24 protein-coding genes are annotated in these 26,029 nt (G+C 60.0%); 19 read left to right on the forward strand and 5 right to left on the reverse strand.

Going from position 1 to position 26,029, the window contains the following annotated elements; genetic code table 11:
* The 3 genes from AC1ME3_RS18460 to AC1ME3_RS18470 form a co-directional block, all read left to right on the forward strand.
* Positions 1-943, forward strand: a 943-nt coding sequence (locus AC1ME3_RS18460; protein WP_480955895.1) for a glycosyltransferase, incomplete at its 5' end; no start/stop codon positions are given.
* Positions 944-1,272: 329 nt separating this feature from the next.
* Positions 1,273-1,434: a hypothetical protein gene (locus AC1ME3_RS18465; protein ID WP_480955896.1), complete on the forward strand. Its 162-nt coding sequence runs from the start codon at positions 1,273-1,275 to the stop codon at positions 1,432-1,434.
* Between the two features lie 618 nt (positions 1,435-2,052).
* Positions 2,053-3,138, forward strand: a complete 1,086-nt coding sequence (locus AC1ME3_RS18470; RefSeq protein WP_480955897.1) for a glycosyltransferase — start codon at positions 2,053-2,055, stop codon at positions 3,136-3,138.
* Between the two features lie 180 nt (positions 3,139-3,318).
* Here the strand turns inward: AC1ME3_RS18470 and AC1ME3_RS18475 are convergent, their stop codons facing one another.
* From AC1ME3_RS18475 to AC1ME3_RS18490, 4 genes are all read right to left on the reverse strand, one after another.
* Entirely contained in the window at positions 3,319-4,068 is a 750-nt protein-coding gene (locus tag AC1ME3_RS18475) for a glycosyltransferase family 2 protein (RefSeq protein ID WP_480955898.1), read from the reverse strand.
* A gap of 147 nt (positions 4,069-4,215) precedes the next feature.
* Positions 4,216-5,457 carry an oligosaccharide flippase family protein gene (locus tag AC1ME3_RS18480; protein WP_480955899.1) on the reverse strand — a complete coding sequence of 414 codons (1,242 nt, stop codon included), beginning with the start codon at positions 5,455-5,457 and terminating at the stop codon, positions 4,216-4,218.
* 68 nt (positions 5,458-5,525) lie between these two features.
* The gene (locus tag AC1ME3_RS18485; RefSeq protein ID WP_480955900.1) at positions 5,526-6,269 is read right to left on the reverse strand and encodes a glycosyltransferase; all 744 of its coding nucleotides are present in this window, start codon (positions 6,267-6,269) and stop codon (positions 5,526-5,528) included.
* 14 nt (positions 6,270-6,283) lie between these two features.
* A complete protein-coding gene (locus AC1ME3_RS18490) occupies positions 6,284-7,609 on the reverse strand; it encodes a hypothetical protein (protein ID WP_480955901.1) in 1,326 nt (441 codons plus the stop codon).
* A 324-nt stretch (positions 7,610-7,933) separates the two neighbouring features.
* On the opposite strand from AC1ME3_RS18490, the gene AC1ME3_RS18495 reads away from it, so the two are divergent.
* The gene (locus tag AC1ME3_RS18495) at positions 7,934-8,551 is read left to right on the forward strand and encodes a sugar transferase (RefSeq protein ID WP_480955902.1); all 618 of its coding nucleotides are present in this window, start codon (positions 7,934-7,936) and stop codon (positions 8,549-8,551) included.
* On the opposite strand, the gene AC1ME3_RS18500 is transcribed toward AC1ME3_RS18495, so the two are convergent.
* Complete coding sequence (locus AC1ME3_RS18500; RefSeq protein ID WP_480955903.1) at positions 8,541-9,746, reverse strand: glycosyl hydrolase family 28-related protein; 1,206 nt, start codon at positions 9,744-9,746, stop codon at positions 8,541-8,543. The two genes, AC1ME3_RS18495 and AC1ME3_RS18500, sit on opposite strands and share 11 nt — an antisense overlap.
* A gap of 1,235 nt (positions 9,747-10,981) precedes the next feature.
* Here AC1ME3_RS18500 and AC1ME3_RS18505 point away from each other — a divergent pair.
* The 15 genes from AC1ME3_RS18505 (at position 10,982) to rfbA (ending at position 25,935) form a co-directional block, all read left to right on the forward strand.
* Complete coding sequence (locus AC1ME3_RS18505; protein ID WP_480955904.1) at positions 10,982-11,359, forward strand: hypothetical protein; 378 nt, start codon at positions 10,982-10,984, stop codon at positions 11,357-11,359.
* A 14-nt stretch (positions 11,360-11,373) separates the two neighbouring features.
* Positions 11,374-12,756 (forward strand): O-antigen ligase family protein, encoded by a 1,383-nt coding sequence (locus AC1ME3_RS18510; protein WP_480955905.1) that lies wholly within the window; start codon positions 11,374-11,376, stop codon positions 12,754-12,756.
* Complete coding sequence (locus AC1ME3_RS18515) at positions 12,753-13,508, forward strand: polysaccharide biosynthesis/export family protein (RefSeq protein ID WP_480955906.1); 756 nt, start codon at positions 12,753-12,755, stop codon at positions 13,506-13,508. The genes AC1ME3_RS18510 and AC1ME3_RS18515 overlap by 4 nt, the downstream gene beginning before the upstream one ends.
* A 14-nt stretch (positions 13,509-13,522) precedes the next feature.
* On the forward strand, positions 13,523-15,745 hold the full coding sequence (locus AC1ME3_RS18520) for a GumC family protein (protein ID WP_480955907.1): 2,223 nt from the start codon (positions 13,523-13,525) through the stop codon (positions 15,743-15,745).
* A gap of 191 nt (positions 15,746-15,936) precedes the next feature.
* Positions 15,937-17,007, forward strand: a complete 1,071-nt coding sequence (locus tag AC1ME3_RS18525; RefSeq protein ID WP_480955908.1) for a hypothetical protein — start codon at positions 15,937-15,939, stop codon at positions 17,005-17,007.
* 528 nt (positions 17,008-17,535) lie between these two features.
* Entirely contained in the window at positions 17,536-17,934 is a 399-nt protein-coding gene (tnpA, locus tag AC1ME3_RS18530; protein ID WP_480954038.1) for an IS66-like element accessory protein TnpA, read from the forward strand.
* Complete coding sequence (gene tnpB / locus AC1ME3_RS18535; protein WP_031439429.1) at positions 17,931-18,278, forward strand: IS66 family insertion sequence element accessory protein TnpB; 348 nt, start codon at positions 17,931-17,933, stop codon at positions 18,276-18,278. The genes tnpA (AC1ME3_RS18530) and tnpB (AC1ME3_RS18535) overlap by 4 nt, the downstream gene beginning before the upstream one ends.
* A gap of 61 nt (positions 18,279-18,339) precedes the next feature.
* Positions 18,340-19,893, forward strand: coding sequence for an IS66 family transposase (gene tnpC, locus AC1ME3_RS18540; protein WP_480955909.1), 1,554 nt, complete (start codon positions 18,340-18,342; stop codon positions 19,891-19,893).
* A 55-nt stretch (positions 19,894-19,948) separates the two neighbouring features.
* Positions 19,949-20,347 carry an IS66-like element accessory protein TnpA gene (gene tnpA, locus AC1ME3_RS18545; protein WP_480954038.1) on the forward strand — a complete coding sequence of 133 codons (399 nt, stop codon included), beginning with the start codon at positions 19,949-19,951 and terminating at the stop codon, positions 20,345-20,347.
* The gene (gene tnpB / locus AC1ME3_RS18550; RefSeq protein ID WP_031439429.1) at positions 20,344-20,691 is read left to right on the forward strand and encodes an IS66 family insertion sequence element accessory protein TnpB; all 348 of its coding nucleotides are present in this window, start codon (positions 20,344-20,346) and stop codon (positions 20,689-20,691) included. Before tnpA (AC1ME3_RS18545) ends, tnpB (AC1ME3_RS18550) begins: the two co-directional genes overlap by 4 nt.
* Positions 20,692-20,752: 61 nt before the next feature.
* Positions 20,753-22,306, forward strand: a complete 1,554-nt coding sequence (gene tnpC, locus AC1ME3_RS18555) for an IS66 family transposase (RefSeq protein ID WP_480955909.1) — start codon at positions 20,753-20,755, stop codon at positions 22,304-22,306.
* A 196-nt stretch (positions 22,307-22,502) separates the two neighbouring features.
* On the forward strand, positions 22,503-23,078 hold the full coding sequence (rfbC, locus tag AC1ME3_RS18560) for a dTDP-4-dehydrorhamnose 3,5-epimerase (RefSeq protein WP_480955910.1): 576 nt from the start codon (positions 22,503-22,505) through the stop codon (positions 23,076-23,078).
* A gap of 12 nt (positions 23,079-23,090) precedes the next feature.
* Entirely contained in the window at positions 23,091-24,146 is a 1,056-nt protein-coding gene (rfbB, locus tag AC1ME3_RS18565) for a dTDP-glucose 4,6-dehydratase (RefSeq protein WP_480955911.1), read from the forward strand.
* Positions 24,143-25,066, forward strand: coding sequence for a dTDP-4-dehydrorhamnose reductase (gene rfbD / locus AC1ME3_RS18570; RefSeq protein ID WP_480955912.1), 924 nt, complete (start codon positions 24,143-24,145; stop codon positions 25,064-25,066). The genes rfbB and rfbD overlap by 4 nt, the downstream gene beginning before the upstream one ends.
* Positions 25,063-25,935 (forward strand): glucose-1-phosphate thymidylyltransferase RfbA, encoded by an 873-nt coding sequence (gene rfbA, locus AC1ME3_RS18575; RefSeq protein WP_480955913.1) that lies wholly within the window; start codon positions 25,063-25,065, stop codon positions 25,933-25,935. Before rfbD ends, rfbA begins: the two co-directional genes overlap by 4 nt.
* Positions 25,936-26,029 lie beyond the last annotated feature (94 nt).

Raw genomic sequence — 26,029 nt, forward strand, 5'->3', positions numbered from 1 at the left:
AACAATAACGCACGTTCCAGAGCAGGGTCTGACGAGCGAATGGCTGCATCCAATAGAAAATTCATTTCTCTCAGCGGGAATACACCGTGTCACGGGCGCTGGGCCTTTCCTACGCATAATCGGTAAGATATTGAACAAGACTGGCCTTTTTCGTAAAGTAATATACAGCGGAGGTGAGGCATCGATAGTTCAACTGGCGCAGTTAACAGCTTATAGAGCATTTCCTCGTGCAATGTGGCAGGAGATTATTCCAGATTGTTTCGACTGCTGGGAGCCTGATTACGCAAAATGGACGGACTTGCTGCAACGTCTAGCGCCCAAGGTCGCTTTCTTCTCGGCACGTCAGTCTGCCGCCTACATGGAGAAAAACGTGCCCGGGCTTCAGGCAATCTGGGCTCCGGAAGGCATCGATCCGACTGACTTCACTCCACACAAACCGTTGCGCGATCGCGCCATTGACGTCTTGGAACTGGGGCGTAGAAACAATTCATATCACGCCGCGATAAGGGGTATTTCCTCACGTCGACCTTATTCACATCTCTTCGAAAAAGAGCCTGGAGCGATCGTCTTCGCTTCACGGGAGAAGCTCGTCGCTGGACTCGCCGACAGTAAGATATCCATTTGCTTTCCATCATCGATCACGCATCCGGGCCGCTCGGGGAACGTAGAAACGTTGACCCAGCGCTATCTTGAATCGATAGCGTCCGGCTGCATCCTTCTCGGTCGTTGCCCGATTGAGCTACACGACCTGTTCGGCTTTGATCCGGTTATAGCGGTAGACGAAGGCGATCCGGTTGGCCAAATCGAGCATATTGTGGCCAACATCGACGATTATACCGAACTGACTCATCGGGCGCTTATCCGGCTCCATGAGGTTGCAACGCTTGAGGTGCGGACACAGCGCATGCTGTCGCAATTAGAGGCCTGCGGCTATCGTCGATAATTAAGTGGCGGACACCGCTTTGTGAGGTGGCCCCCTGAATGACCTGACAGGGCCCGCTCTCAAATATAAAATGAAGCGCATGACTGACAGACTGATGGACTGACGTAGACCAAGCATTATAACGATGGCGAGGTTCTCTCCGGTGTTCAGCGCCGGAGACGGTCGAGATCTGAGGAAGGGGTCGGATCGGCGAGAAGACGGATCTGCCCGAGGTGAGCGTTACTCCTTGCCCGCCAGCACGACATTGCTGGAAATCAGATATTACCTGGCGGCGCCTAATGGTGTGAGGTGTACCAACGGCCGTGGCAGTTGGTGAGGAAGCGGTGCCGGTGTCCGAGTACCGTGCGCTCGAGGCGCGGGTGCGCGAACTACGCCGGCTGCTCGGCAAGAAGGCCTGTAGAACGAGCTACTCGGCAAGCCGCGTCCCCGACCACGGCTACCAGATGCCGATTTGCTTGCCGACATCCGCGTGCTCGTCGCCGATTTCCTAACCTACCGCTAACGCCGCGCTCATGCTCTGCTGCGCCGGCAGACCGAAAAGACCGGAGCAAGGCGCCCAATCTGAAACGCGTCTACCGCATCATGAAAGTGCACGGGATGCTGCCATAACGAGACGGCGAATGCCGCGAGAACGACGTTACGATGGTCGCGTTGCCGTCGATCTGCACAATACCCACTCGTGCTCCGACAGTTTGGAGATCACCTGCGACAATGGCGAGAGGGTACCTGTCGCATTCCCGCTCGACTGCTGCGACCGCGAGGCGATGGGACAATGGAGACAACGGGCGAATGCACAGAGTGCTATCGCCTAACTGCTTGGGTAGCACATTCACCGCGCTTCGCATTATCAATCACCCAAAGTGTTTATCGCGCGACTTTTCGAGGTCTTGTTAGGTCTTTATAGGGTGACAACACGTTGCGTGGCACCAGGATGACGCGTATGCGGCAGCTTCGCGTAAACAACCGTAGCGCGGCGCGGGTGCGATTGTCGGTAGCAGGTCAGCGGTCACGTACGACGTCGCAATGGGCACTGTTATTATGTGCATACCGGCGGGGCTCACCCGCCGGTTCGATCCAACCAGCAAGCGTTTGGAAAAGGGGCTGCGTTAATGCGCATCGTAATATCAGCTGTTAATCTCACTGAAGGTGGCCCGCTCACCGTGCTACGCGACTGCCTTGCCGCCGCGCGCGCCTCGCTTCCACAAGAGACCGAGATCATTGCGCTGGTCCATCGCGCCGCACTGATCGAGACGCCCGGTATTCGCCTCATCGAGTTTCCCACTGTCAAATCGTCATGGCGTCGCCGGATCGCCTTAGAATATTACGGATTCCAATCGCTTGCGCGGGAGCTGTCGCCTGATTTCTGGCTGTCCCTTCACGATGTCAGCCCGCGCCTGGGGAGCACCCGGCAGGCTGTCTACTGTCACAATGCCATCCCCTTCTCCCGCTTGGTGCTGCGCGACATCCGGCTCGATCCTACACTTTTAATATTCCGACTCGCCTACCGCTTTCTCTACCGCTTTAACATCCACAGCAACGCAACTGTGGTGGTCCAGCAGGAATGGCTTCGTAACGAATTTCTGAGCCGTTTTGGCGTACAACGAGTGATAGTGGCACACCCAGACGTTTTTGACTTGCCACCTCCGCAAAAATCGTCGCGCAATCCGGAAATACTGTCACTATTCTATCCGACCGTGCCACGCGGATTCAAGAATGTGGAACTGCTGTGCGAAGCGATGCGCGATCTACCGGACGGCTTGCCACGGCGTCCTGAACTATGCGTGACGATCGACGGGACTGAGAACCGCTACGCGCGTTTTCTCCTCGACCGCTATCGCGATGTGCCTGGAGTGCACTTCGTCGGACGTCAATCGCGTCCAGAGATGGCGCGGCGCTATGCCGAGTGCGATGCGCTGCTCTTCCCCTCGCGTGTGGAAACGTGGGGCCTGCCGATTACCGAGGCTAAACAGTTTGCCCGACCGATGCTGGTAGCGGACGAACCCTATGCGCGCGAGACAGTGGGAACGTACGACGCCGTTGCATTCCTACCGTCGGATCAGCCACAATGTTGGCGAGACGCTATCGTCCAAGCCGCGAAGGGTCAGGCACCTTGGGGACCTGTTTCCACCCCGCCTCCAGCATCACCCTATGCAGAAGGCTGGATTGATTTGTGGAAGCAACTGCTCAACGCATGACGTCAGCGACGGCATGGTTTTAAGTCGCCCTGCCATCTTATAAGATCGGGCTTATCTGCAGCATGCCGCTCATCCTAGGCCTCCTCACGGGGATCAACCAGATCGCGCTTCTCACATCAATGAACCTGACCCTCACATCCGCCTAAAGTTAATATTTCAGTTAGTTTCATATTTATCTATTCATCGGCCAAGCATACACCGGAGGCGAAACCCGAGGGTCGCGCGCCATCGATCAACTGTAACAATCCAAACGGGAAGCCCCGAGTGACGCTGCTTGGCATGTGCTGTCTCAAGGAAAACTCGGTTGGACCGCCCTGAGCTAATCCCGCCCACGCCCATTTGCACGGTAATGACGTTTAAAAAGGCAGTCTTCAGTGTGTGGCCTGCACGCAAAAGTAGTTCATAGTCGCCGGTGATTATGAAACTATCATCGTACAAACCGATTCGGTCGAACAGAGAGCGCCGGTGCATGGAGCCGACATGCGCTGTCGTCATATATCGGCGGAATTTTTTCCATTGCCAAGGCAATCCTATTATTCGCGCATGTTCACCTTCACCGTAGCGTACACGTGAGGACAAAAATTCTGCCTCGGGCGATATCGCAATCTGCTGCGCGTAGGCGTCTATCGCTCCAGGTAAAAGAATGTCATCAGCGCCAAGGAAGCAAATATAATTCCCATGCGCCGCACGCACGCCTTTATTCCAAGCATCGTAGATACCGCTATCAGGCTCACTGATCCAATAGTCTATCTGCGACTCATAGCGCCGTATGATATTAATTGTATGATCGGTCGATTGACCGTCTATTACAATTAATTCAATATCATTCCGACCCTGCATCAAAACGCTATTGATAGCGTCTGACAATGTCGAAGACGCATTATAGCATGCTATAATGAGCGATACCAAAGGGGTTGTCTTAGATGACATAGAATTTACAAAATCTCATCGTTATTCAATAAAGTTATGCCTAAAGATAACTCGTAATTAAAAGCTCGGTGATTTTTAACTTTCCGATTGATAGAATCAAACATACAAATGTTGATCACTAAGTTATATATTCAAAACTAATCTATATTATTTGAGCTCGGGATCTTTTCGCAAATATCGTACCAAATCGACGATTAGCAAGCACATCAGCAGGCCGTATGCAACGCGGCTCAGCGCCGCGCCAACCAGATCCAGATGCTTTATGAGGAGCCACGTTGTCGCTAGCGAGATCACACCGCCAGCTAGACTGATCTGCGCGACTGCTCTCACTCTTCCCATCGCTAAAAGCACGTAATAGGCTACGCTGCTGAGCGCGAGGCAAATATACGCAATGACGGTCACGCGCAGGATTCCGGCACCGCGATCCGCGATCGCGCTACCAACCCACAGACGAAGGATATCGTGACTGAAAATGCTTAGTGGCAAGGCGATCGCTCCTGTCATCAGCGCAATGACCACGAAGGCGCGGCTGGTGATGGAGGTGATGTGACGTCGGTCATCGATGCGGCTGATGCGTGGCAGCAGGATTTGTCCCGCCGCAGCGGGAACGGCGTGAACCTGCTGGGCGAGTTGTATACAGACACTATAGGTGGCTAGCGCGCTCGCCCCAAGCATCCCGCCGACCAAGAAGCGGTCAACCGTCCCAAAGAGCGTTCCACCGATCATTTGCGCCCAGCTCCACAATCCGAACGAAAGCATGCCCCTGATGCGCCGAGGATCCCATGCTGGCAACAACGGCCCGGCCCCCATCAGGTACGACACCATGGTTGCCTTGATGGTAGTACGCAAGCACGTCAGCGCCAGCGTAGCCAGTATCACCGCACTTAGCTGATGAGTTGCCCAAGCCGCAGTCACCGCGGCGGTAATCGTGGCTAGCTTGCTACCAATCTCGACCCGTGCCGACCAGTCAAACCGTTCCAATCCACGCAACGCCGCGACAAAGATTCCGTCGATTTGTTCCAGCGCGATCAGCCCCGCCGCGCCATAGAACAACATCCCAACCGTCGCGGATGAGCCCATCCGTTTCAGTAATTCCGGTCCGTCGGTTAGCCCCACGATGATGATCGCAGAGCACAGGAGAGTGGTGGTAATCAGCGTCAACGCTAGCCCGTTCCGCACGGCGGCGATCGCCCCCGCGACATCACCACGGGCGTGCTGTTCCGACACATCGCGAACTACCACCGTCCCCATGCCAAACCCGGCGACCCCGCCAAAGCCGTTGAAGGCCAGGAGCAGCAGCCACTGGCCGTATTGCTCGGACCCCAGCAGCTTGAGGTAGATCGGCGTCGCCACGAACATCATCGCCGGGTAGGCGAGATATTCCGCCATTGCCCATATACCCTGCCGGCCCTGCCCGCCCAGACGCCGCAGCCCAGCTAGTCGCGCGCGTACGCTTATCATTGGTGCGGCCGCACGGGACGTAGCCAGTGGGTGGCAAAATACCGCAGGTAGCTTGCGGCGTGCCAGCGCAGGAATTTCATTTGACGGTGACTGTCGCGGCGCGCGTCATGGATGGCCGCAACCGCGGGGCATAGCATCACCGATCGTTTCGACCGCCACATTCGCGCACAGAGATCGATGTCCTCGCAATATAGGAAGTAACGCTGGTCGAACCCGCCGACCGCGCGATACGCTTCGGTGCGGGCAAGCATGAACATTCCCGCCACCCAATCGACCGGGGTCGGTGTGTCACCGCGCGCGTAGCGGTAGCGACCGTCGTCACCGCCCGTGCGCCGGCGCAGCAATGACCAAGGCGTCGGAAAACGACGCGCACTGTCCTCAACCGCCAGCGCCGCAGACAGGATCGCTGGCGCGACCAGTCCCACTCCCATGCGATCAGCCTCGCGCAGCAACGCAGGAAACGGGTTTTCAGTTAGGCGAATGTCAGGGTTCAATACGCACACATGCGTGCCTCGTGCCAGCGCCAACGCTTGGTTATGATTATGCCCAAAACCAAGTGGGACCGGATTGTCGATGATCTGCCCCGACAGTCCTGTCGGCAATTCTGTTATGCCTCCACTGGGCAAATTGTTGGTCAGGATGACCTCCAGCGGCGTAACCCGTGCGATCTCGACGAGATCGCCGAGCAGCGCGGCAACGAGTGAGCCTTGCCCATGACTGACGACGGAAACGCTAAGCATTTGTGCGAATAACCCTAGCGACCGTTGCCAGCAAGCCGCTGCGCCACGGACTGTGGCACATCGATAACCGAGCGCAGCGGTACGATTGAGAAGAGTAAAGCCCCCACCACGAAGTGTGAACGTGAATACGTCGGTTCCTTCAAGAGCACCCCGAACACCAGCGTAAAGGCAAAGGTGAAAAGAAATACTTGGGCCTGCGATTCTTCACATACCGGCAGCAATCCGCTGCCGGTCGCCCGCCATAGCTGTAACAGACGGGAACCGATGCCGCACAGCACAGCTGCCGTTAATATTGGGCCCAGTTCGATAGTGATTCGGAACAACCCCGAGAAGGCATCCTGGCGGTTGAGCTCGCTCAATCCAAGAGAGGCTAGTTCGGCCGAGTAAGGCGAGTAGAAGTCGAACTGGCCCGTTCCGCCAAGGCCCGCACCGACCAGCGGATAGCGCCAAAACGAGGCAACCATCTGATCGAAGCCCTGCAGCCAAGATAGCAATGAGAGATTTGACGAAGCACCCTGCACGTCGATCCGGCTATGATAATGCGGATCGTAGGTGAACAGCCAGTACAGCACTGCCAGTGCGATTCCGCCCAAGATCAAGGTGCGCATATTGATAGAACGCGACAGCAGGCCCAGCGATGTCAACGCAACCACGAACGAAAGGATATGCGTAGATTTCGTTAAGAAAGAGACACCGAAGATTAGCACCCCCCCCAAGACCGACAGCCGCGCTCTAGCACGGGTGGGCGCCCAGCGTGCGGAGAGTAGAAGACCTGCCGCCGTCCCCACCAATACGAGACCGGCAACGCTGGGCTCCGCCATTAATCCCGACGGGCGATCCTGCCCTTGCACCATATAACCAAAGAGAATGGAACTAGCTACCAATGCAACCCCTGTGAGGACGGTATAAAAGGCAGGCTTTGCATTTAACGGTAGCGAATCACGAGCACCAAATATTATAATGATACTAGAAAGACAGACGAACGCCGATGCGAACCGCGGGAGCGTTGCAGGGCCCACCAGGAACATAATCGCTTCAAGAGTGAGGTAAATAACCAGAAATAACTTGAACGCCTTGCCCCATTGGATATTGTTAACGTTTAACAGTATCAAAGCAGCAAATAGATAGAATACGATGTTCGAGACGTCGAATTTAGAGGTCCCGACATCCAGAGCCAGCCACTGGAATGGGAAAACTGCCAAGACCAGCAAAACGAGATAATGAAGTGCACCGCCCGGTAAGAAGGCTGGACGGAAACGGGTAAGCGCAACGCGATCAGATGAAACGATGAACCGATAAACGGTGTCCGCTCGATTTAGGACGGTCGAAGGGTATTTCATGCTGACTGCATGCCAATATTTGCCCCGAGGTCAAAGACTCGATTATACTCATCATCAACGGCGAGGTGCGCAATCTGAATGCCAAAATTACTGGCTGGCAGTAGCCGCTTTATTTCGACACCGACCGATTTAACGGTCGGTTTGATTAAGTCTTGAAGCACGGCGCGCTCACTGTATTATCTCCGGCAGACTGCTCCTGCCGCTGGCACAGGCCGTATGCCGCAATGTTCCGAAGCGCAAGCGTTCCCCGCTTTCATTGACGGCCGCGAGCATGCGTGCTGAACGCAATGCTCCCGACCAACTCGCCCCTATAGGAAGCAAACCGTGAAGCGAGCCTTCGACCTCATCCTGTGCCTTGCCCTACTGATTCCAGCCGCTTTGCTATGCCTGGCCGTGTTGCCGATTGCATATCTGGACACGCGCGCGACGCCATTGTTCGTGCAGCGCCGCATCGGGCGCGATAAGCGACCATTCCGGTTGGTCAAACTACGCACTATGCGTGCTGATACCGGACACGTTGCCTCGCACGAGGTCGGCGCTGCGCAGATCACCACCAGCGGCCGCTGGCTCCGACGGTTAAAGCTGGACGAACTACCGCAACTTCTTAACGTCCTTACGGGAAGCATGAGCTTGGTTGGCCCGCGCCCGTGCCTGCCGGTGCAGCACGAATTGATTGAGGAGCGAGACAAGCGCGGCGTGTTCGGGCTACGGCCCGGCATAACCGGTCCGGCACAGGTTGCCGGGGTGGACATGTCCACCCCGGCCGCCCTGGCGGAACTGGACGCCACCTATTTAGCGCCGTGGTCGCTTCACCGTGATCTGGCTCTCCTGTTGGCTACTGCGACCGGCAAGGGGCGCGGTGACGCTGCAATGCCTGGTAAGCGGCCGATACCGTCGCTCGGCAGTGGGGATGAGCCCCCGCCCCCCGGCGTTACCCGCTGAGACCAAGCGATGTCATGCGCGCGATCAACGCTTCGATTGCCCGGCGCGCCTCCACGTCGCGAACAGCGCCGCCGACAGGCTTTGCCAGTACGTCGCCCGCACCGCCGAAATAGTCCGGATCCACCCGTCCCGTCGACAGATTCCGCAGCATGAATCGGCGAGTATTCGTCCCCGTATCCGTGAAACGCCCGCCGGCGGCTGCATAGGAAAGCGCCTCGAAGGCATTTCCATCGCCGCTATTCGACAGGGCATTAAACAGACTACCGCGCACCCAATTGCTTGTGCCTGCAAAGCTTGACGATTTGTCGTCATAGGTACCAATGAAGCCGTTACGTTGCCCCTCGCAATGAACACCGTATTGCCCGTTGACTTCAAGGTCGAGCCCGATGAAGGTATTGCCGTTTGAGGCCGCGGCAACGTGAACGCCTCCAACTCCATTTGACTCACTGGTGCCGGATAAAAAGGTGCAGTTGCCCGCCTCAACCAAGCGAATGCCGATGTTGCTCACCTGCTCGATGATCGGTAGGTGGAACAAGCAGTCTGACGTGCCTTCTGACTGATTACGCGCTTCCAGAACTAAGCCGTCGACCGGGACCGGGTTGTGCCCGTTGATCCCCAGTCCGCTGGCCCGAATACGGAACTCAGTCGCGACGGCCCAACGCGTTCGCAGCACTGCGACGGCACAATCGCGGATATTGGCCGTAATCACCGAATGATGCAACGCGCGCACGTCCACGCCGATATCGGTATGCGCATTGCCTCGTACCGTGGGCATGCCCAAGATGTAGACGCGGTACGCTCCGCTATCCTGCGCGCCTCCATCAAGCACGAAGGCAGGACCTGTACCGCGATGGTGGAATGTTACGCCCGCCGCGCAGTCGAGTGTTAACGGGGTAACCGCAAAGTTTGGTGATCGGTCGTAGGCATAGCTTCCGGCAGGCACATACAATCTGGGTGAGGCGCCGCCGGTGTCGCTATGGACCCGCCCAACCCAAGCGAGTGCGCGGCGCAGTGCGTCACCGTCGTCGGTCACACCGTCACCGCGCGCGCCAAACGCAGTAACGGACACAAAAGGCGTACGCGGATCGGGGGGTAGGTCGGAACCCTGCCCGATCCCGGCTTGCGTTGCGCCAACCGCGCTCATCCCGATCAAACCGGAAGCACCGCCAATCAATCGCCGCCGCTGTTTATCCATTAGCTATATCCGACGGCTTCGTTCGGCCATTTGATGCAAGGTCCATGACTGTCATTAAAGAAAAACTCCTAAGGCGCCCGGCACAAGACGCCTAACGCTTCGTCAGATTAATCCGGTATTAAGCCCCTCGTTACCAGAAAGTTGCTTTTGGACTACGGACACAACATGCTTTTGCCTGTTCAGTTCACCCTTCCCCGCCACGACGATGCACGTAGCTAGTTTACCGAAACCTACACCCGCAACGAGTTCGCTGAGCATGGCATCGACGTGACTTTTGCCCTGGACAACCACTCCCTCTTGACGGACTAGCTGCATCCGCGGAAGAGCCTCCGACATCGCTGTGGATTTGTGGAACGGATCGCCGACCTACGGGCGGTGAGCCCTACCAAGCTTCGCGCCGAGAATGGTGACCAGCTGTTCAACCCCGTCGGCTTTGCTCATGGTTTCTGACGCTCGAGCCAGATTGCGAGGTCATGGACAAATGCTCCGACCGTACGCTCCGCAAGCGAATGCCGGGATCACGTGGGGCAGTGCCGGGATCGACTGGCCGCTACGCGACGGCACCGCACCAGAACTCTCCGATAGGGAATGGCGCCAGTCTACTCTCGCAGGGTTAGACAGCCCCGTTCCCTTATGACGGGCGTCCGCTTGCTCAGCTGTTGAAACGTCTACGTATCGATATTGCGAACATTAATTGCGGGTACCGGGACGGCGATCAACCATTCGAAGGGGTGGCGGATCGCAACGAGCCTCTGTTCGACGGTCGGGCGACGCCGCGCATCAGTTCATCAATCCATGCGGAGACGCGAAGCGGCTGATCTGTGCAAGTGCCCAAAGTCACGACCCACGCATCATGCAAAGTCTTACGTTACCCCCATCCTGCATATGGGAACACCGTGTATACGCGTCTCGGATGTGGATTGCGGACTGTCGCAGCAAAACTCAAGGAAGCGCCTGGCGTCGGCCACGGCGCTGATCGCGAGCAGGACGGGCGCGGCGAACGGAGCTAACATGGTATGGGCAGACCGTAGCACGATGTCAGGCAGGAACTATTCGCCGTCGAAATTACGACCTCGTAACATTTTGGCGGCATGTCGGTGGTCTACCCCGCTGACGCAGGCCGTTTAGACCGTGACGCGGTCTCCGAGGCGCGATAATGGACAAGAATGAGGCGACAGGACATATCTCGAACCGGACGGGTGCAGACCAGTCGGGGCTTTGCTGTCATTGCGGCGTTGGCGATCACGGCCTTATCGCTCAACACCTCAGTGAACGCGCAGACGCGCACGGCGCGCGATACCACGACCGCTTATGGCGCGAGGCTCAACGCCAAGGGCGAGCCTACGAACCTCAACCCCAAGCGCATCAACAACCGGGTCACCAGCCGTATCGACACACGCCTCAGCCTCCGAATTGAGCGCTACCGCACCGACAGCACCAACAATCCAGCTGCGGCGTTTGCAGTAAAGTCGACTGACAACACGCGCGTTGGCACCAAGACGACGCTTTCGCCCTTATCTACATCCGCTCTATCGGACATGTCGCAGACGTTTGAAGCGTCGTCGCAGACCACTTCAGGGCTGCGACGCGACAACGCTCGCGCCGTTCGATGACCTAGGGGTTACACATGGCCATTTCACGTCTGCGGGAGCCCCGGTTCAGCCCCGACATATCCTTAGTGCTGCTGGCAGCGCTGTTCCTCATCTTGTGGTTGGCGGGCGGGGCATCGCGCGAGGACGTAGTCGGTCAGATCGTCACACGCGCCGCGTCGTGGACCGCGATCCTGGTGGCAGTACTGGTTGCGCGTGGTCCGCAGATCGCGAAAGCAAAAGGAGCGACGATGTTTCTCCTCGCGGCAATACTGCTATGCTTGGTGCAACTGGTACCCTTACCCCCGGGCGTATGGCGCGCGTTGCCGGGTCGCGCAGCGTTCACCAATCCCTTGATATCGCCGGCTGATCTATGGCGCCCTTTATCGCTTGTGCCGGGCGCGACGGTAAACGCAATGTTTTCCCTAGTTACGCCGCTGGCGGTGCTAGTGCTCGCAACGAGCATACGCGAAGACCAGAAACGCTTTACCCCTGTCGTAGTCCTGGCGGTGATCGGCCTTGCGTTGTTGGTCGGCCTGCTCCAGTTCACCGGCGCCCAACTGATCAACCCGCTCGTCAACGGCTCGGCTGGGGCGGTCAACGGCTTGATCGCCAACCGCAACCATTTCGCGCTGTTCCTTGCGATCGGGCTGCTGATCGCGCCAGTATGGGGAGTGGAAGCCGGTAGTGCGTCGCGAGTGCGTGCGCCAATCGCGCTTGGCCTCATCCCGCTGCTCGTCCTCACAATCTTAGCATCTGGATCGCGCGCCGGCATCGCGCTTGGGGGAGTCGCATTCTTGCTGGGGCTGACTATCGCTCGACGCGGCGTAAAGTCGGCGCTGCGCCACTACCCGCGCTGGACGCTGCCCGCCATCGGCATCGGGGTTATCACACTGATTGCGATCTTCGTGCTCGCTAGCGTCGCGACGGACCGCGCGGTGTCGTTGAATCGCCTCGTCGAAATGGACACGGGCGAAGATATGCGCACCCGCGGTCTTCCAATAGTGCTGGTAATCATCCGCACCTATTTCCCGTTCGGGAGCGGGTTGGGAAGCTTCGATCCTATCTTTCGCATTCACGAGCCGTTCGGGCTACTGAAACCGACCTATTTCAACCATGCCCACAACGACCTTTTGGAAATCGTCCTCACCGCCGGGTTACCCGGGCTTCTTCTGCTCGTCACCGCGATCGGCTGGTGGCTCTGGCGAAGTATCGGAGCTTGGCGCGCCGATGCGGTACTGCCCAAGCTCGGCTCGGCCACGTTGCTGCTGATCATCCTTGCGAGCATCGTTGATTATCCCGCGCGCACGCCAATCATCATGGCGATGACGACCATCGCAGCGATTTGGCTCGGAGGCGCAGAGCGTGTGAGTCATGCCATGGGAAAAGCACCTTTACCATCGACGGGCCGCGACCTATGAGCTTTTTTCCTGTCCCCGCCTCCAGAGTAACTTTTTCGCGTATGCGCAAGATCTGTCCCGCCCTCTTGGTGATCGGCGCCCTTACGGGATGCGCGCATCAGCAACCGCTAGTTTCGACCGGTCAGCTTACCGTCATCCAAGACAGCGCGGCGTTACCTCCGCCCGAGCGGCCCGACTTGATCGCGGCCGATCGCCAGTCACTGATCGGTCCGCTCGACACGATCCAGATCGATGTATTCAATGTCCCTGACCTCAGCCGCGAGGTGCAGGTCGATGCTGGTGGGCAGGTCGCGATGCCACTGATCGGTACGATCGACGCGCGTGGACGCACCGCGCAGGAGCTCTCGCAAAAGATCGAAAGTGCATTGCGTGGACGCTATGTACGTAACCCGGACGTGACGGTGAATATCAAGAGTTCGGTCAGTCAGGTTGTTACCATGGATGGGCAGGTCACCGAGCCTGGCCTATACCCGGTGACCAACCAGATGACGCTGCTACGCGCAATCGCGTCGGCTAAGGGCCTATCCGAATTCGCGAAGCAGGAAGAGGTCGTTATCTTGCGCACGGTAAACGGGCGCAAGATGGCCGGGCTCTACAATATTGATGCGATCCGACGCGGGGCCTATGCCGACCCGGCGATCTACGCCAACGATATTGTCGTAGTCGGCGATAGCCCGGCGCGACGCCGATTCCGCGATATCGTGTCGCTGGCACCGCTTCTCGCCGCGCCGCTGATCGCGGTCCTAAATTAAGGTTTGACGAGCGTATGAATGTTATCATGTCAGACCTGCAATACGGTTTTGCTGGGAATGGTACGACAATCGCGCCCCAATCAGTGGAGAGCGATCGGCCGCCTATAATTCAACTGTATCTGCGGATCGCCTTGCGCTGGAAGTACGTCATCATCGGCGTGACTGTCGCCTGCATCGTACTCGGCCTCATCGTCACTTTGCTTATGACGCCGAAATACACCTCGACGGCGACCGTCGAGATTGCCCGCGAAGCATCGCAGGTTACCAATATTCAGGCGGTCGAGCGCGACACCAGCGTCGCGGACCAAGAATTCTACCAAACCCAGTACGGCCTGCTGAAATCGCGTGCTCTGTCCGAGCGCGTGGCAACCCAGTTGCAGCTCGTTGACAATCCCGATTTCTTTAAGATGTTCGGGACGAGTGATAAGAACCCGGCATTCGACCTGACCAACAACCGCTACACTTCAGCGGGTCGCGCCGAGCGCCAACGTGTAGCGGGCGAGATTTTGCTGAGGAACCTGTCGGTCGATCCCACTCGGCTTTCTCGCCTCGTCGATATTGCATTTACTAGCCCGCAAGCTGCTTTTTCAGCGCGTGTAGCCAATGCGTGGGCAGAAAACTTCATCCAGACTAATCTTGAACGCAAGGTGCAGGCTACCTCCTATGGTCGCAACCTGCTCGAGCGGCAGTTGCGGCTCCAGAAGCAGCGGCTCGACGAAAGTCAGCGCCAGCTCGTCGGCTATGCGTTGCAGCAAAAGATTATCAATCTCCCCGCGCAGACCGGCAGCACGGCTGGCGGGCCAACCGTCGAACGATCGATCGTTGCAGATGATCTCGCTGCGCTAAATACGGCGCTTACACAGGCAACCGCCGACCGGATCGAAGCGGAGGCGCGCTACCGGTCGGGCAGTGCCGGTGGCACCTCGAGCGAAGCGCTTGGCAACGTCGCTATCAATAATCTGCGCCAGCGCCGGGCCGAACTTGCCGCGCAATATCAGCAGATGATGGTTCAGTTTGAGCCCGGCTATCCGGCTGCACAGGCGCTAAAGTCGCAGCTCGACCAGCTCGACCGCGCAATTGGGCGCGAAGAGTCACGCGTAAAGGGATCGATTGAGGGTGCGTATCGAGCCGGAGCCGCGCGCGAGAGTGCACTTCAGTCAAAAGTAGATCAGCTGAAGTTAAGCTATCTCGATAATCGTAGGCGCTCCATTCAGTACAATATCTTCCAACAGGAGGTTGATACCAACCGGGCTCTATACGACGGACTTCTCCAACGCTACAAAGAGATCGGCATCGCCAATGGCGTCGGTGTCAATAACATCTCGGTGGTAGACACCGCAGATGAGCCGCAGAAGCCATCGAGCCCGCGTCTATTCCTGAACCTGCTGATCTCCCTGCTAGGCGGCCTTGTACTTGGCGGCGTTATAGCTTTCGCGCTTGAGCAGATGGACGAAGCCTTCGGCAATCCCAGCGAGGTGGAGCGCAAGCTTGGACTGCCGCTACTTGGCTCGGTGCCCAAGGTCGATGAGGATCGCGAGCCACGCGACGATCTGCTTGACCGCAAGTCGGATCTTGTCGACGCCTACCTTGCGATAAGCACTAACCTCGGCTTTACGACCGAGCATGGCGCACCGCGTTCCTTCTCCGTTACGTCGACGCGCCCTGCGGAAGGCAAGTCGACCACTGCTCTCGCACTTGCGACGATGCTAGCGCGGGCCAACAAACGGGTGATTATCGTCGACGGCGACATGCGCTCGCCTTCGATTCATCATTTCGGGAATGTCGGGCACGAGCGTGGCCTCAGCAATTTCCTGGCTGGCGAGGAAGGCATCGAACCACTGACCTTCCAGATACCCGATCTCGGACTTACTGCGATGTCCGCTGGCCCGATCCCACCCAACGCGGCGGAGTTGTTGACAGGCACCCGCCTCACGACGCTGATCGACCGACTGCTTAAGGATTACGATCATGTCGTCATCGATAGCCCGCCGGTTATGGGTCTTGCCGACGCCCCTCTGATTGCCGCGCAGGTCGAAGGTGTCGTCTATGCGGTCGAGTCTCATGGTATCCGTGCGACGCAGGTAAAGACTGCCCTGCGGCGCCTTGAGGCCGCTAACGTACGTATCTTTGGCGGCGTGCTCACCAAGTTCCAAGCGCGCCGTGCCGGCTACGGTAATAGCTATGAATATGGCTATGGCTACGGGCGCGCGAAGGATGACGCCAAGGGCCAGGGCTGAGCCTCCTCATGCGGTCCCGGACGCATCTCTCAGGTCGCGGACGGCGATCAAGCCGCCAATGGGCAGGTCGCATCGCGCTAGCCTGCGGCGTCGCGGTTTTAGGGTATCAGGGTGTCGCTTTCTCGGTCGCACATGTTGTGAGCAGGTCGCGACCCCAAGCTGCCGACTCGATCGTCTCATATGATGGTCGGTTGATCGCCGCCCATGCAGCCTCCCTGATTACGCCAGGCATTACTGCAACTAAACGCAACGAGGCGGAGGTACTGTCGAGCGCGGCGCTTCGCCGCGATCCGACCGCAATTTCGGCCGCAGCAACACTTGGCGTCGTTGCCGTGGCGCGAAACGACACTGCCTACGCCCGACGCCTACTCGTTTATTCGCAAATGCTCTCACGTCGCAACACCACGACTCAATTGTGGTCGATTGAGGACGCGGTCGGGCGCGGCGACATCGCTAGCGCGCTTCGCTGGTACGATATTGCACTGCGCACAAAGCCGCAGATGAGCGATCTTCTCTACCCCGTACTGAAACAAGCCTCGCGTGATCCCTTGATCCGCGAAGCACTGGTGCGCAGGCTCGAGGGTAAACCGCCTTGGCTGAACAGTTACGTCCGCTATGCTGCGGCGCAGAAAGACGATCCGCAGACCACTGTGGCACTGTTCAAGGGCCTGCAGGTGCGTGGTGTCGCTATTCCTGGTAGCGCGCAGACTTCGATCATCAACCTCCTTCTCGATGCTGGTAACACCGACCAAGCGTGGCGCTATTATGCCGCTGTCCGCCCTGGCGCGATCCGCACCCGTGCGCGCGACCCGCAGTTTACGGCATTGCTCGAGACGCCATCGCAGTTCGACTGGATAACGTTAAACGACAACAGCATCGGCGCCTCGATCGAGCGCACGCGCGATGGCGGAACGTTCGAATTCTCCGCACCTGCAAGCATCGGCGGGCCGGTCCTCCAACAGGTCCAACTTCTGCCGCCTGGAACCTATCGTCTTTCCGGCCACAGCAGCGGCATAGCACAGGATGCACGCGCGCTCCCTTATTGGACGCTCACTTGCCGCAGCGACGGGCGCGAGCTCGGTCGCGTGGTGGTCCCCAACTCAGCGCAGGCAGGCGGCGTGTTTGCGGGACTGCTGACGGTTTCCTCAAACTGCCCAGTGCAGACGCTGACGCTCTTCGCTCAGGCTTCCGACGCGATCGGGGGCACCTCGGGACAGATAAATCGGGTCGTGTTGTCAGCACCTGCACAAGGCGCGCGTTGAGCACAGTAGTGCCCTATTTGTACTTTGATCTTTTGCAACGTCCCTACCAGTAAGCTCGCCTGTTCGTCACCGTCATGAAGATGAGCAAGCTGGTAGTGAGGACCGTTCGGACCGATCCCGCACCGCGAAACGCGAAGACCGACAGGGATTGCCCGGTGTGCAGCTTCAACGTGCGGTGCCGCTCGATCAGATCGGCCGTACGGTCGATCGTCTCAGGGCTGACCACGAAACCTTTATTGCATGATCGAGAGTCCGAAGGACCTTCTTATCGAGCAGGCGGGTAAGCGCGGTCTGAGGGCCGCCTTGTAGGCGGAGCGTTCAACGGGTTGATGGCAGCTCTTTGAACGGGGCCGTGATGTCGGACGAGACTATCGAACCAGCTGCAGATGTAGCGTAAGCGCGGTCTGAGGGCCGCCTTGTAGGCGGAGCGTTCAACGGGTTGATGGCAGCTCTTTGAACGGGGCCGTGATGTCGGACGAGACTATCGAACCAGCTGCAGATGTAGCGAGTAGTCATACGACCGGTCGTATGAGTGGTCGTATCGAGATTGTCGGGCGGGTGTCGGGCCGGCGCCGCTGGACGGTCGAGGAGAAGCTGGCGATCCTGCGCGATGCGTTTGGGCCGGATGGGTCGGTCCGGGCGGCGGTCGAGCGTCACGAGGTCGGCAGCGGCGCGATCTACACCTGGCGGCGCCAGGCGATGTCGGGTGCACTGAGCGGAGTGCCGGTCCGGCCTCAGACCGCATTTGCCGAAGTCCAAATCAGCGAGCCGCCCATGATGCTGCCGGCGCCGCCCGTCGAGGCGCCAGCGGACGCCCGGACCGCGGGACAGATCGGCATAGAGCTGCCTTCGGGTGTGCGACTGACCGTCGACGGCACGGTCGACGCCGAGGCGCTGTCGCGCGTGATCGGCGTGCTGACCCGATGATCCCGCAGCCGACATCGACGCGGATATTCCTGGCGTGCGGCGTCACCGACATGCGCAAGGGCTTCGATGGCCTGGCGGTATTGGTGCAGCAGGTGCTCCGGGAGAAACCACATTCCGGTGCGCTGTTCGCGTTCCGTGGCAAGCGCGGCGACCTGATCAAATTGCTGTGGTTCGACGGTCAGGGACTCTGCTTGTTTTCGAAGCGGATGGACCGGGGCCGTTTCGTCTGGCCGGTGACCGCGACCGGCACAGTGGCGCTGACATCGGCGCAGGTGTCGATGCTTCTGGAGGGTATCGACTGGCGCCGCCCAGAGCGGACATGGGCACCAACATTGGCCGGCTGAAAACATAGCTTTTCCGCCATTTCTGCTCGTGTAAGAGTGCGCGAACTGCTATGAAAATGAGGTGTCGCAAGCATCTCTTGCCCCATCTGATGCCGAGGCGCGGATCGCCGTGCTGGAGGCCTCGCTCGCCCGAGCCAATGCAGCACTTGCCGCCCGCGACCTGCTCATCGAGACACTGCGTGGACAGATCGCTCGGCTGCGGCGGATGCAGTTTGGCGCATCCTCCGAGAAGCTGACGCGCGAGATCGCCCAGCTCGAACTCGCACTTGAGGAACTGGAAACCGAGAGCGCAGTCCCGGAGACCGGCGCGGTCTTGTCAGACACGCCCGTGCGGCCGGCACCAGTCCGTGCGTTGCCCGACCACCTGCCACGCGCGGAGGTCGTCCACGAACCCGCCTCCGGCGCCTGCACATGCCCGGACTGTGGCGGTGCGCTACGCCGTCTCGGGCAGGACGCCCATGAGATGCTCGATGTCCTGCCGGTGCACTGGCGCGTGGTGCGGAACGTCCGACCGAAATACAGCTGCCGGACGTGTGAGAAGATCGTCCAGGCGGCTGCCCCGGTGAAGGCAGTCGCACGCGGAAAGGCGACATTCGCAACGCTGGCCCATGTCGTCGTCTCGAAGTTCGAACATCACCTGCCGCTTTATCGGCAGTCCGAGATGATGGCGGCCCAAGGCTTGGACATCGACCGCTCGACGCTGGCGGGCTGGGTCGGTCATGCAGCCGCGCTGCTTGACCCCATCGTCAGTCGCATCCGCGAGGAAGTGCTGAAAGGCGACAAGATCCACGCGGACGACACGCCAGTCCCGGTGCTCGACCCAGGCCGCGGACGCACCGCGACCGGGCGACTATGGGTCTATGCAGTCGATGACCGCGCCTCCGGTAACACGGCTCCGCCAGCGACATGGTATCGCTTCACGACCGACCGTACCGGTGCACATCCGCAAGCCCATCTCGCCGGATTTCGAGGCTTCCTCCAGGCCGACGCCTATGCCGGTTACGACGGGCTCTATCGAAGCGGCGTCACAGAAGTCGCGTGCTGGGCCCATTTCAGGCGCAAGGTGTTCGACCTGCACGAGCGGGTTGCCACGCCGCTGACCACCGAGATTCTTGAACGCATCGGTGCCTTGTACAGCATAGAGGCCGAGGTCCGCGGCAGGCCGCCTGACGTGCGGTTGGCGGCGCGGCAGAACCGGACGAAGCCGCTAGTCGATGCGCTGCGCGAGGCACTGGACGCAGCACTGCGCCGCCTGTCGCCAAAGTCCGACATGGCCAAGGCTATCGCCTATGGCACGAAGCGATGGCTCGCACTGTGTCGCTTCCTCGATGACGGGCGCCTGGAGATCGACAACAACATCGCCGAACGCGCGTTGCGCGGCGTTGCCGTCGGACGGCGAAACTGGCTGTTCGCTGGTTCGAAAACGGGCGGCGAGCGCGCCGCGGCGATCTACACCGTCATCCAGACCTGCAAGGCCAACGGCGTCGACCCGCAGGCCTACATCGCCGACGTCACTGGGAAGATCGCAGCGGATTGGCCGGCCGCGCGATGGGACGAACTTATGCCCTGGAACTGGTCCGCGCAAACCGCAGAGCGAGTGGCGCAAGCCGCGTAATCTGCGGCCTGCCGGCCACGCTTACGATGTAGCGAGTAGTCATACGACCGGTCGTATGAGTGGTCGTATCGAGATTGTCGGGCGGGTGTCGGGCCGGCGCCGCTGGACGGTCGAGGAGAAGCTGGCGATCCTGCGCGATGCGTTTGGGCCGGATGGGTCGGTCCGGGCGGCGGTCGAGCGTCACGAGGTCGGCAGCGGCGCGATCTACACCTGGCGGCGCCAGGCGATGTCGGGTGCACTGAGCGGAGTGCCGGTCCGGCCTCAGACCGCATTTGCCGAAGTCCAAATCAGCGAGCCGCCCATGATGCTGCCGGCGCCGCCCGTCGAGGCGCCAGCGGACGCCCGGACCGCGGGACAGATCGGCATAGAGCTGCCTTCGGGTGTGCGACTGACCGTCGACGGCACGGTCGACGCCGAGGCGCTGTCGCGCGTGATCGGCGTGCTGACCCGATGATCCCGCAGCCGACATCGACGCGGATATTCCTGGCGTGCGGCGTCACCGACATGCGCAAGGGCTTCGATGGCCTGGCGGTATTGGTGCAGCAGGTGCTCCGGGAGAAACCACATTCCGGTGCGCTGTTCGCGTTCCGTGGCAAGCGCGGCGACCTGATCAAATTGCTGTGGTTCGACGGTCAGGGACTCTGCTTGTTTTCGAAGCGGATGGACCGGGGCCGTTTCGTCTGGCCGGTGACCGCGACCGGCACAGTGGCGCTGACATCGGCGCAGGTGTCGATGCTTCTGGAGGGTATCGACTGGCGCCGCCCAGAGCGGACATGGGCACCAACATTGGCCGGCTGAAAACATAGCTTTTCCGCCATTTCTGCTCGTGTAAGAGTGCGCGAACTGCTATGAAAATGAGGTGTCGCAAGCATCTCTTGCCCCATCTGATGCCGAGGCGCGGATCGCCGTGCTGGAGGCCTCGCTCGCCCGAGCCAATGCAGCACTTGCCGCCCGCGACCTGCTCATCGAGACACTGCGTGGACAGATCGCTCGGCTGCGGCGGATGCAGTTTGGCGCATCCTCCGAGAAGCTGACGCGCGAGATCGCCCAGCTCGAACTCGCACTTGAGGAACTGGAAACCGAGAGCGCAGTCCCGGAGACCGGCGCGGTCTTGTCAGACACGCCCGTGCGGCCGGCACCAGTCCGTGCGTTGCCCGACCACCTGCCACGCGCGGAGGTCGTCCACGAACCCGCCTCCGGCGCCTGCACATGCCCGGACTGTGGCGGTGCGCTACGCCGTCTCGGGCAGGACGCCCATGAGATGCTCGATGTCCTGCCGGTGCACTGGCGCGTGGTGCGGAACGTCCGACCGAAATACAGCTGCCGGACGTGTGAGAAGATCGTCCAGGCGGCTGCCCCGGTGAAGGCAGTCGCACGCGGAAAGGCGACATTCGCAACGCTGGCCCATGTCGTCGTCTCGAAGTTCGAACATCACCTGCCGCTTTATCGGCAGTCCGAGATGATGGCGGCCCAAGGCTTGGACATCGACCGCTCGACGCTGGCGGGCTGGGTCGGTCATGCAGCCGCGCTGCTTGACCCCATCGTCAGTCGCATCCGCGAGGAAGTGCTGAAAGGCGACAAGATCCACGCGGACGACACGCCAGTCCCGGTGCTCGACCCAGGCCGCGGACGCACCGCGACCGGGCGACTATGGGTCTATGCAGTCGATGACCGCGCCTCCGGTAACACGGCTCCGCCAGCGACATGGTATCGCTTCACGACCGACCGTACCGGTGCACATCCGCAAGCCCATCTCGCCGGATTTCGAGGCTTCCTCCAGGCCGACGCCTATGCCGGTTACGACGGGCTCTATCGAAGCGGCGTCACAGAAGTCGCGTGCTGGGCCCATTTCAGGCGCAAGGTGTTCGACCTGCACGAGCGGGTTGCCACGCCGCTGACCACCGAGATTCTTGAACGCATCGGTGCCTTGTACAGCATAGAGGCCGAGGTCCGCGGCAGGCCGCCTGACGTGCGGTTGGCGGCGCGGCAGAACCGGACGAAGCCGCTAGTCGATGCGCTGCGCGAGGCACTGGACGCAGCACTGCGCCGCCTGTCGCCAAAGTCCGACATGGCCAAGGCTATCGCCTATGGCACGAAGCGATGGCTCGCACTGTGTCGCTTCCTCGATGACGGGCGCCTGGAGATCGACAACAACATCGCCGAACGCGCGTTGCGCGGCGTTGCCGTCGGACGGCGAAACTGGCTGTTCGCTGGTTCGAAAACGGGCGGCGAGCGCGCCGCGGCGATCTACACCGTCATCCAGACCTGCAAGGCCAACGGCGTCGACCCGCAGGCCTACATCGCCGACGTCACTGGGAAGATCGCAGCGGATTGGCCGGCCGCGCGATGGGACGAACTTATGCCCTGGAACTGGTCCGCGCAAACCGCAGAGCGAGTGGCGCAAGCCGCGTAATCTGCGGCCTGCCGGCCACGCTTACGCAGGCGGATGACACGCCGTATTATCAAAATTGGAACCGTCGGGCGGCTCTAAGGTGGGTCACGTTGAGCCGTTTTCCGGCAGGCTAACGCTATCAGCGTTACTCGGAGAGGCGCCCCTTCTAAGACAACTGATCATTGCAGTTCGGTGGATGCCGCCATAGGACGGCACCATGTCGGCTTCCTCTCCCGTTCAGCTAATACGCCCCCATCGGTTCGGCGATACCCGCGGTTGGTTCACCGAAGTTTATTCGGTGCCCGCATTCGCGGCACTCGGCGTCACGTGTACCTTTGTGCAGGACAATCACTCGTTATCAGCGCCTGCGTTCACGCTACGCGGTTTACATTTTCAGACGCCGCCCCATGGGCAGGATAAGCTTGTACGGTGCGTGCGCGGCGCGATATTCGACGTCGCGGTCGACATCCGTAAGGGTTCGCCGACCTACGGCCAGTGGGTCGGTGCCGAACTGTCGGCGCAGAACGGGCATCAGCTGTTCATACCGATCGGCTTCGCGCATGGCTTCGTGACGCTCGAGGACAATTGCGAGGTCACGTACAAATGCTCGGACACGTACGCACCTGCCAACGATGGCGGGATCCGGTGGGATGACCCTGCAATTGGCATCGACTGGCCGATGCCCGCTGGCACCGTTCCCGAACTGTCAGCCAAGGATGCGGTTCAGCCGCTGCTCGCCGACCTAGACAGTCCCTTTCCCTATGACGGCCGCCCGCTGGCGTCGCTCGCCTAAAGGACAGACCCCATGCGTATCTTCGTTACCGGCGGAGCCGGTTTCATCGGCTCGGCCCTCGTCCGCCACCTGATCGAACACACCGACCATGAGGTCCTCAACTTCGACAAGCTGACTTATGCCGGCACACTGTCGACGGTCGAGCGTGTCGCGAACTCGAACCGCTACCGGTTCGTCCAGGGCGATATTTGCGACGCTGAAACGGTCAAGGCCGCGATCGCCGAGTTCAAGCCCGAGATCGTCACGCATCTCGCGGCCGAAAGCCATGTCGACCGTTCGATCGATGGGCCGGGCGCGTTCGTCCAGACCAACGTCGTCGGCACATTCACGATGCTGTCGGAAGCGCGCGCCTACTGGCTTGGCCTCGACGACGAAGCCAAGGCGGCGTTCCGCTTCCATCACATCTCGACCGACGAGGTCTATGGGTCGCTCGGCGATACCGGGCTGTTCACCGAAGAGACGCCGTATGATCCGCGGTCTCCTTACTCGGCGTCGAAGGCCGGCTCCGACCATCTCGTCAGCGCGTGGGGCCACACCTTCGGGCTGCCGGTGCTGATCACCAACTGCTCGAACAATTACGGGCCGTATCACTTCCCCGAAAAGCTCATTCCGCTGATGATCGTCAAAGCACTCGCTGGCGCTGACCTGCCAGTCTACGGCAAGGGCGACCAGGTTCGAGACTGGCTGTTCGTCGAAGATCATGTCCGCGCGCTGCACGCAGTGTTCGAGAAAGGTGAGCCTGGCCGGACCTACAATGTCGGCGGGAACAACGAGAAGCAGAACCTCGAGGTCGTGAAGACCGTCTGCGCTATCCTCGATCGTCTCCGCCCGCGCGCCGACGGTCAGTCCTACGCGACGCAGATCACCTACGTCGCCGACCGTCCCGGTCACGACAAGCGCTATGCGATCGACGCGAGCAGGATCAAGAACGAGCTTGGCTGGGAGCCGGCCGAGACGTTCGAGACGGGTATCGAGAAGACCGTCGCCTGGTATCTCGACAACCAGGGCTGGTGGGAAGCGATCGTCGCCGAGCACAAGGCGGACCAGCGTCGCGGGCTTTCCGTATGAGCGATGTGAAACAGATCCTCGTCACCGGTGGTAACGGCCAGCTCGGTACCGAGCTGAAGCGCTACGCCTGGCCGGACGGCTGGGCGGTCACCGCAATCGATATCGACGAACTCGACCTGCGCGATACCGCAGCGATCACCGCGATGGTCGCCGAAGGTCATGACGGGCAGCCATGGGCCGCGGTCATCTCGGCTGGTGCCTACACCGCCGTCGACAAGGCCGAGAGCGACATCGTCACCGCCTGGGCGGTCAATGCGATCGCGCCTGCGGCGTTTGCGGAAAGCTGCGCCAAGGCCGGTATCCCGATCGTCCAGGTCTCGACCGATTACGTTTTCGACGGCGCGCGTGATGGCGCGTGGGAGGTCACCGATCCGGTCGCCCCGCTCGGCGTCTATGGCGCATCGAAGCTCGGCGGTGAACTCGCGGTTCGCACGTCGGGTGCACGGTACGCGATTGTCCGCACCGCCTGGGTGGTGAGCGCACACGGCAACAACTTCATCAAAACGATGCTCCGCGTCGGTGCGACCAACCCTACTCTGCGGGTGGTCGACGACCAGCACGGCAGCCCGACGTCGGCCACCGACCTCGCAGCCGCGCTTGCAAAGATTACGATGCGGCTAGTCGAGGATGTCACCGCACCGACAGGCACCTATCACTTCAGCAACGCTGGCGCGGTCACCTGGGCGGGCTTCGCTCGCGAGATCTTCGCGCAGAGCGCCGCACGCGGCGGGGCCAGCGCCGAGGTGCAGGGTATCACTACCGCAGAGTACCCAACACCAGCGACACGGCCAGCCAACTCGCTGCTAAGCCACGACGCGATCATCTGTGACTACGGCATTCATCCGCCAGCGTGGCAGACCGCGCTCGGCAACATTCTCGATGAGCTGCTCGGGGCATCCAACAAGGAAACACGCGCGTGAAAGGCATTATCCTCGCAGGTGGCTCGGGCACGCGGCTCCATCCCGCCACGCTGGCCGTCAACAAGCAGCTGCTACCGGTCTACGACAAGCCAATGATCTATTATCCGCTGTCGGTGCTGATGCTCGCCGGCATCCGCGACATCCTGATCATCTCGAGCCCCGAATATATCGGCAACTACAAGAACCTGTTTGGTGACGGCTCGGCGCTTGGCCTGACCATCGCCTATGCCGAACAGCCCAAGCCTGAAGGTCTCGCTCAAGCGTTCACGATCGGTGCAGACTTTATCGGCGACGACCATGTCGCGCTGGTGCTGGGCGACAACATCTTCTTCGGCGCCCACCTGACCGACCTGCTGGCAAGCGCGGTTGAGCGTAAGAGCGGCGCAACGGTGTTCTCCTACCGTGTCGAGGATCCCGAGCGCTACGGCGTGGTCGAGTTCGGCGAAGGCGGCAAGGCGATCAGTCTTGAGGAAAAGCCCGAGAAGCCCAAATCACATCACGCGGTTACCGGCCTGTACTTCTACGACAACCGTGTAGTCCAACTTGCCCGCGACCTGAAGCCGTCTGCACGCGGCGAGCTTGAGATTACCGATCTTAACCGCCTTTACATGGAAGCCGGCGACCTGTTCGTCGAACAGATGGGCCGCGGTTACGCCTGGCTTGATACCGGAACTCATGACAGCCTACTCGAGGCCAGCGAGTTCGTCCGAACAATCCAGCATCGGCAAGGCATCCAAGTCGCGTGCCTGGAGGAGATTTCATATAATCAAGGGTTCATCACTCGCGACCAAGCACGTGCCGCTGGAGAGCGGTTCAAAAAAACAAATTACGGGCGCGCCATCCTCAACGCGCTGGACGGCCCCCAATAGTAACCATTGAAACAGTACTTTGTCGCGTTAACGCGACTATATTTCATTTCTCTGCTTAATATAGCCTCATTGGCTATTGAGAGAGTTTAGTAAT

Source organism: Sphingomonas sp. BL2 (genome assembly GCF_056680015.1).

What these genes read in the sequence shown, in the direction of transcription:
- AC1ME3_RS18480 (WP_480955899.1), bottom strand. Translation starts at nt 5,457, where the DNA reads ATGGCGGAATATCTCGCCTACCCGGCGATGATGTTCGTGGCGACGCCG.
- AC1ME3_RS18510 (WP_480955905.1), top strand. Translation starts at nt 11,374, where the DNA reads ATGGCCATTTCACGTCTGCGGGAGCCCCGGTTCAGCCCCGACATATCC.
- AC1ME3_RS18515 (WP_480955906.1), top strand. Translation starts at nt 12,753, where the DNA reads ATGAGCTTTTTTCCTGTCCCCGCCTCCAGAGTAACTTTTTCGCGTATG.
- rfbB (WP_480955911.1), top strand. Translation starts at nt 23,091, where the DNA reads ATGCGTATCTTCGTTACCGGCGGAGCCGGTTTCATCGGCTCGGCCCTC.
- AC1ME3_RS18500 (WP_480955903.1), bottom strand. Translation starts at nt 9,746, where the DNA reads ATGGATAAACAGCGGCGGCGATTGATTGGCGGTGCTTCCGGTTTGATC.
- AC1ME3_RS18520 (WP_480955907.1), top strand. Translation starts at nt 13,523, where the DNA reads ATGAATGTTATCATGTCAGACCTGCAATACGGTTTTGCTGGGAATGGT.
- tnpA (WP_480954038.1), top strand. Translation starts at nt 19,949, where the DNA reads ATGAGTGGTCGTATCGAGATTGTCGGGCGGGTGTCGGGCCGGCGCCGC.
- rfbC (WP_480955910.1), top strand. Translation starts at nt 22,503, where the DNA reads ATGTCGGCTTCCTCTCCCGTTCAGCTAATACGCCCCCATCGGTTCGGC.
- AC1ME3_RS18490 (WP_480955901.1), bottom strand. Translation starts at nt 7,609, where the DNA reads ATGAAATACCCTTCGACCGTCCTAAATCGAGCGGACACCGTTTATCGG.
- AC1ME3_RS18475 (WP_480955898.1), bottom strand. Translation starts at nt 4,068, where the DNA reads ATGTCATCTAAGACAACCCCTTTGGTATCGCTCATTATAGCATGCTAT.
- tnpB (WP_031439429.1), top strand. Translation starts at nt 20,344, where the DNA reads ATGATCCCGCAGCCGACATCGACGCGGATATTCCTGGCGTGCGGCGTC.
- AC1ME3_RS18485 (WP_480955900.1), bottom strand. Translation starts at nt 6,269, where the DNA reads ATGCTTAGCGTTTCCGTCGTCAGTCATGGGCAAGGCTCACTCGTTGCC.
- tnpB (WP_031439429.1), top strand. Translation starts at nt 17,931, where the DNA reads ATGATCCCGCAGCCGACATCGACGCGGATATTCCTGGCGTGCGGCGTC.
- tnpA (WP_480954038.1), top strand. Translation starts at nt 17,536, where the DNA reads ATGAGTGGTCGTATCGAGATTGTCGGGCGGGTGTCGGGCCGGCGCCGC.
- rfbD (WP_480955912.1), top strand. Translation starts at nt 24,143, where the DNA reads ATGAGCGATGTGAAACAGATCCTCGTCACCGGTGGTAACGGCCAGCTC.
- AC1ME3_RS18470 (WP_480955897.1), top strand. Translation starts at nt 2,053, where the DNA reads ATGCGCATCGTAATATCAGCTGTTAATCTCACTGAAGGTGGCCCGCTC.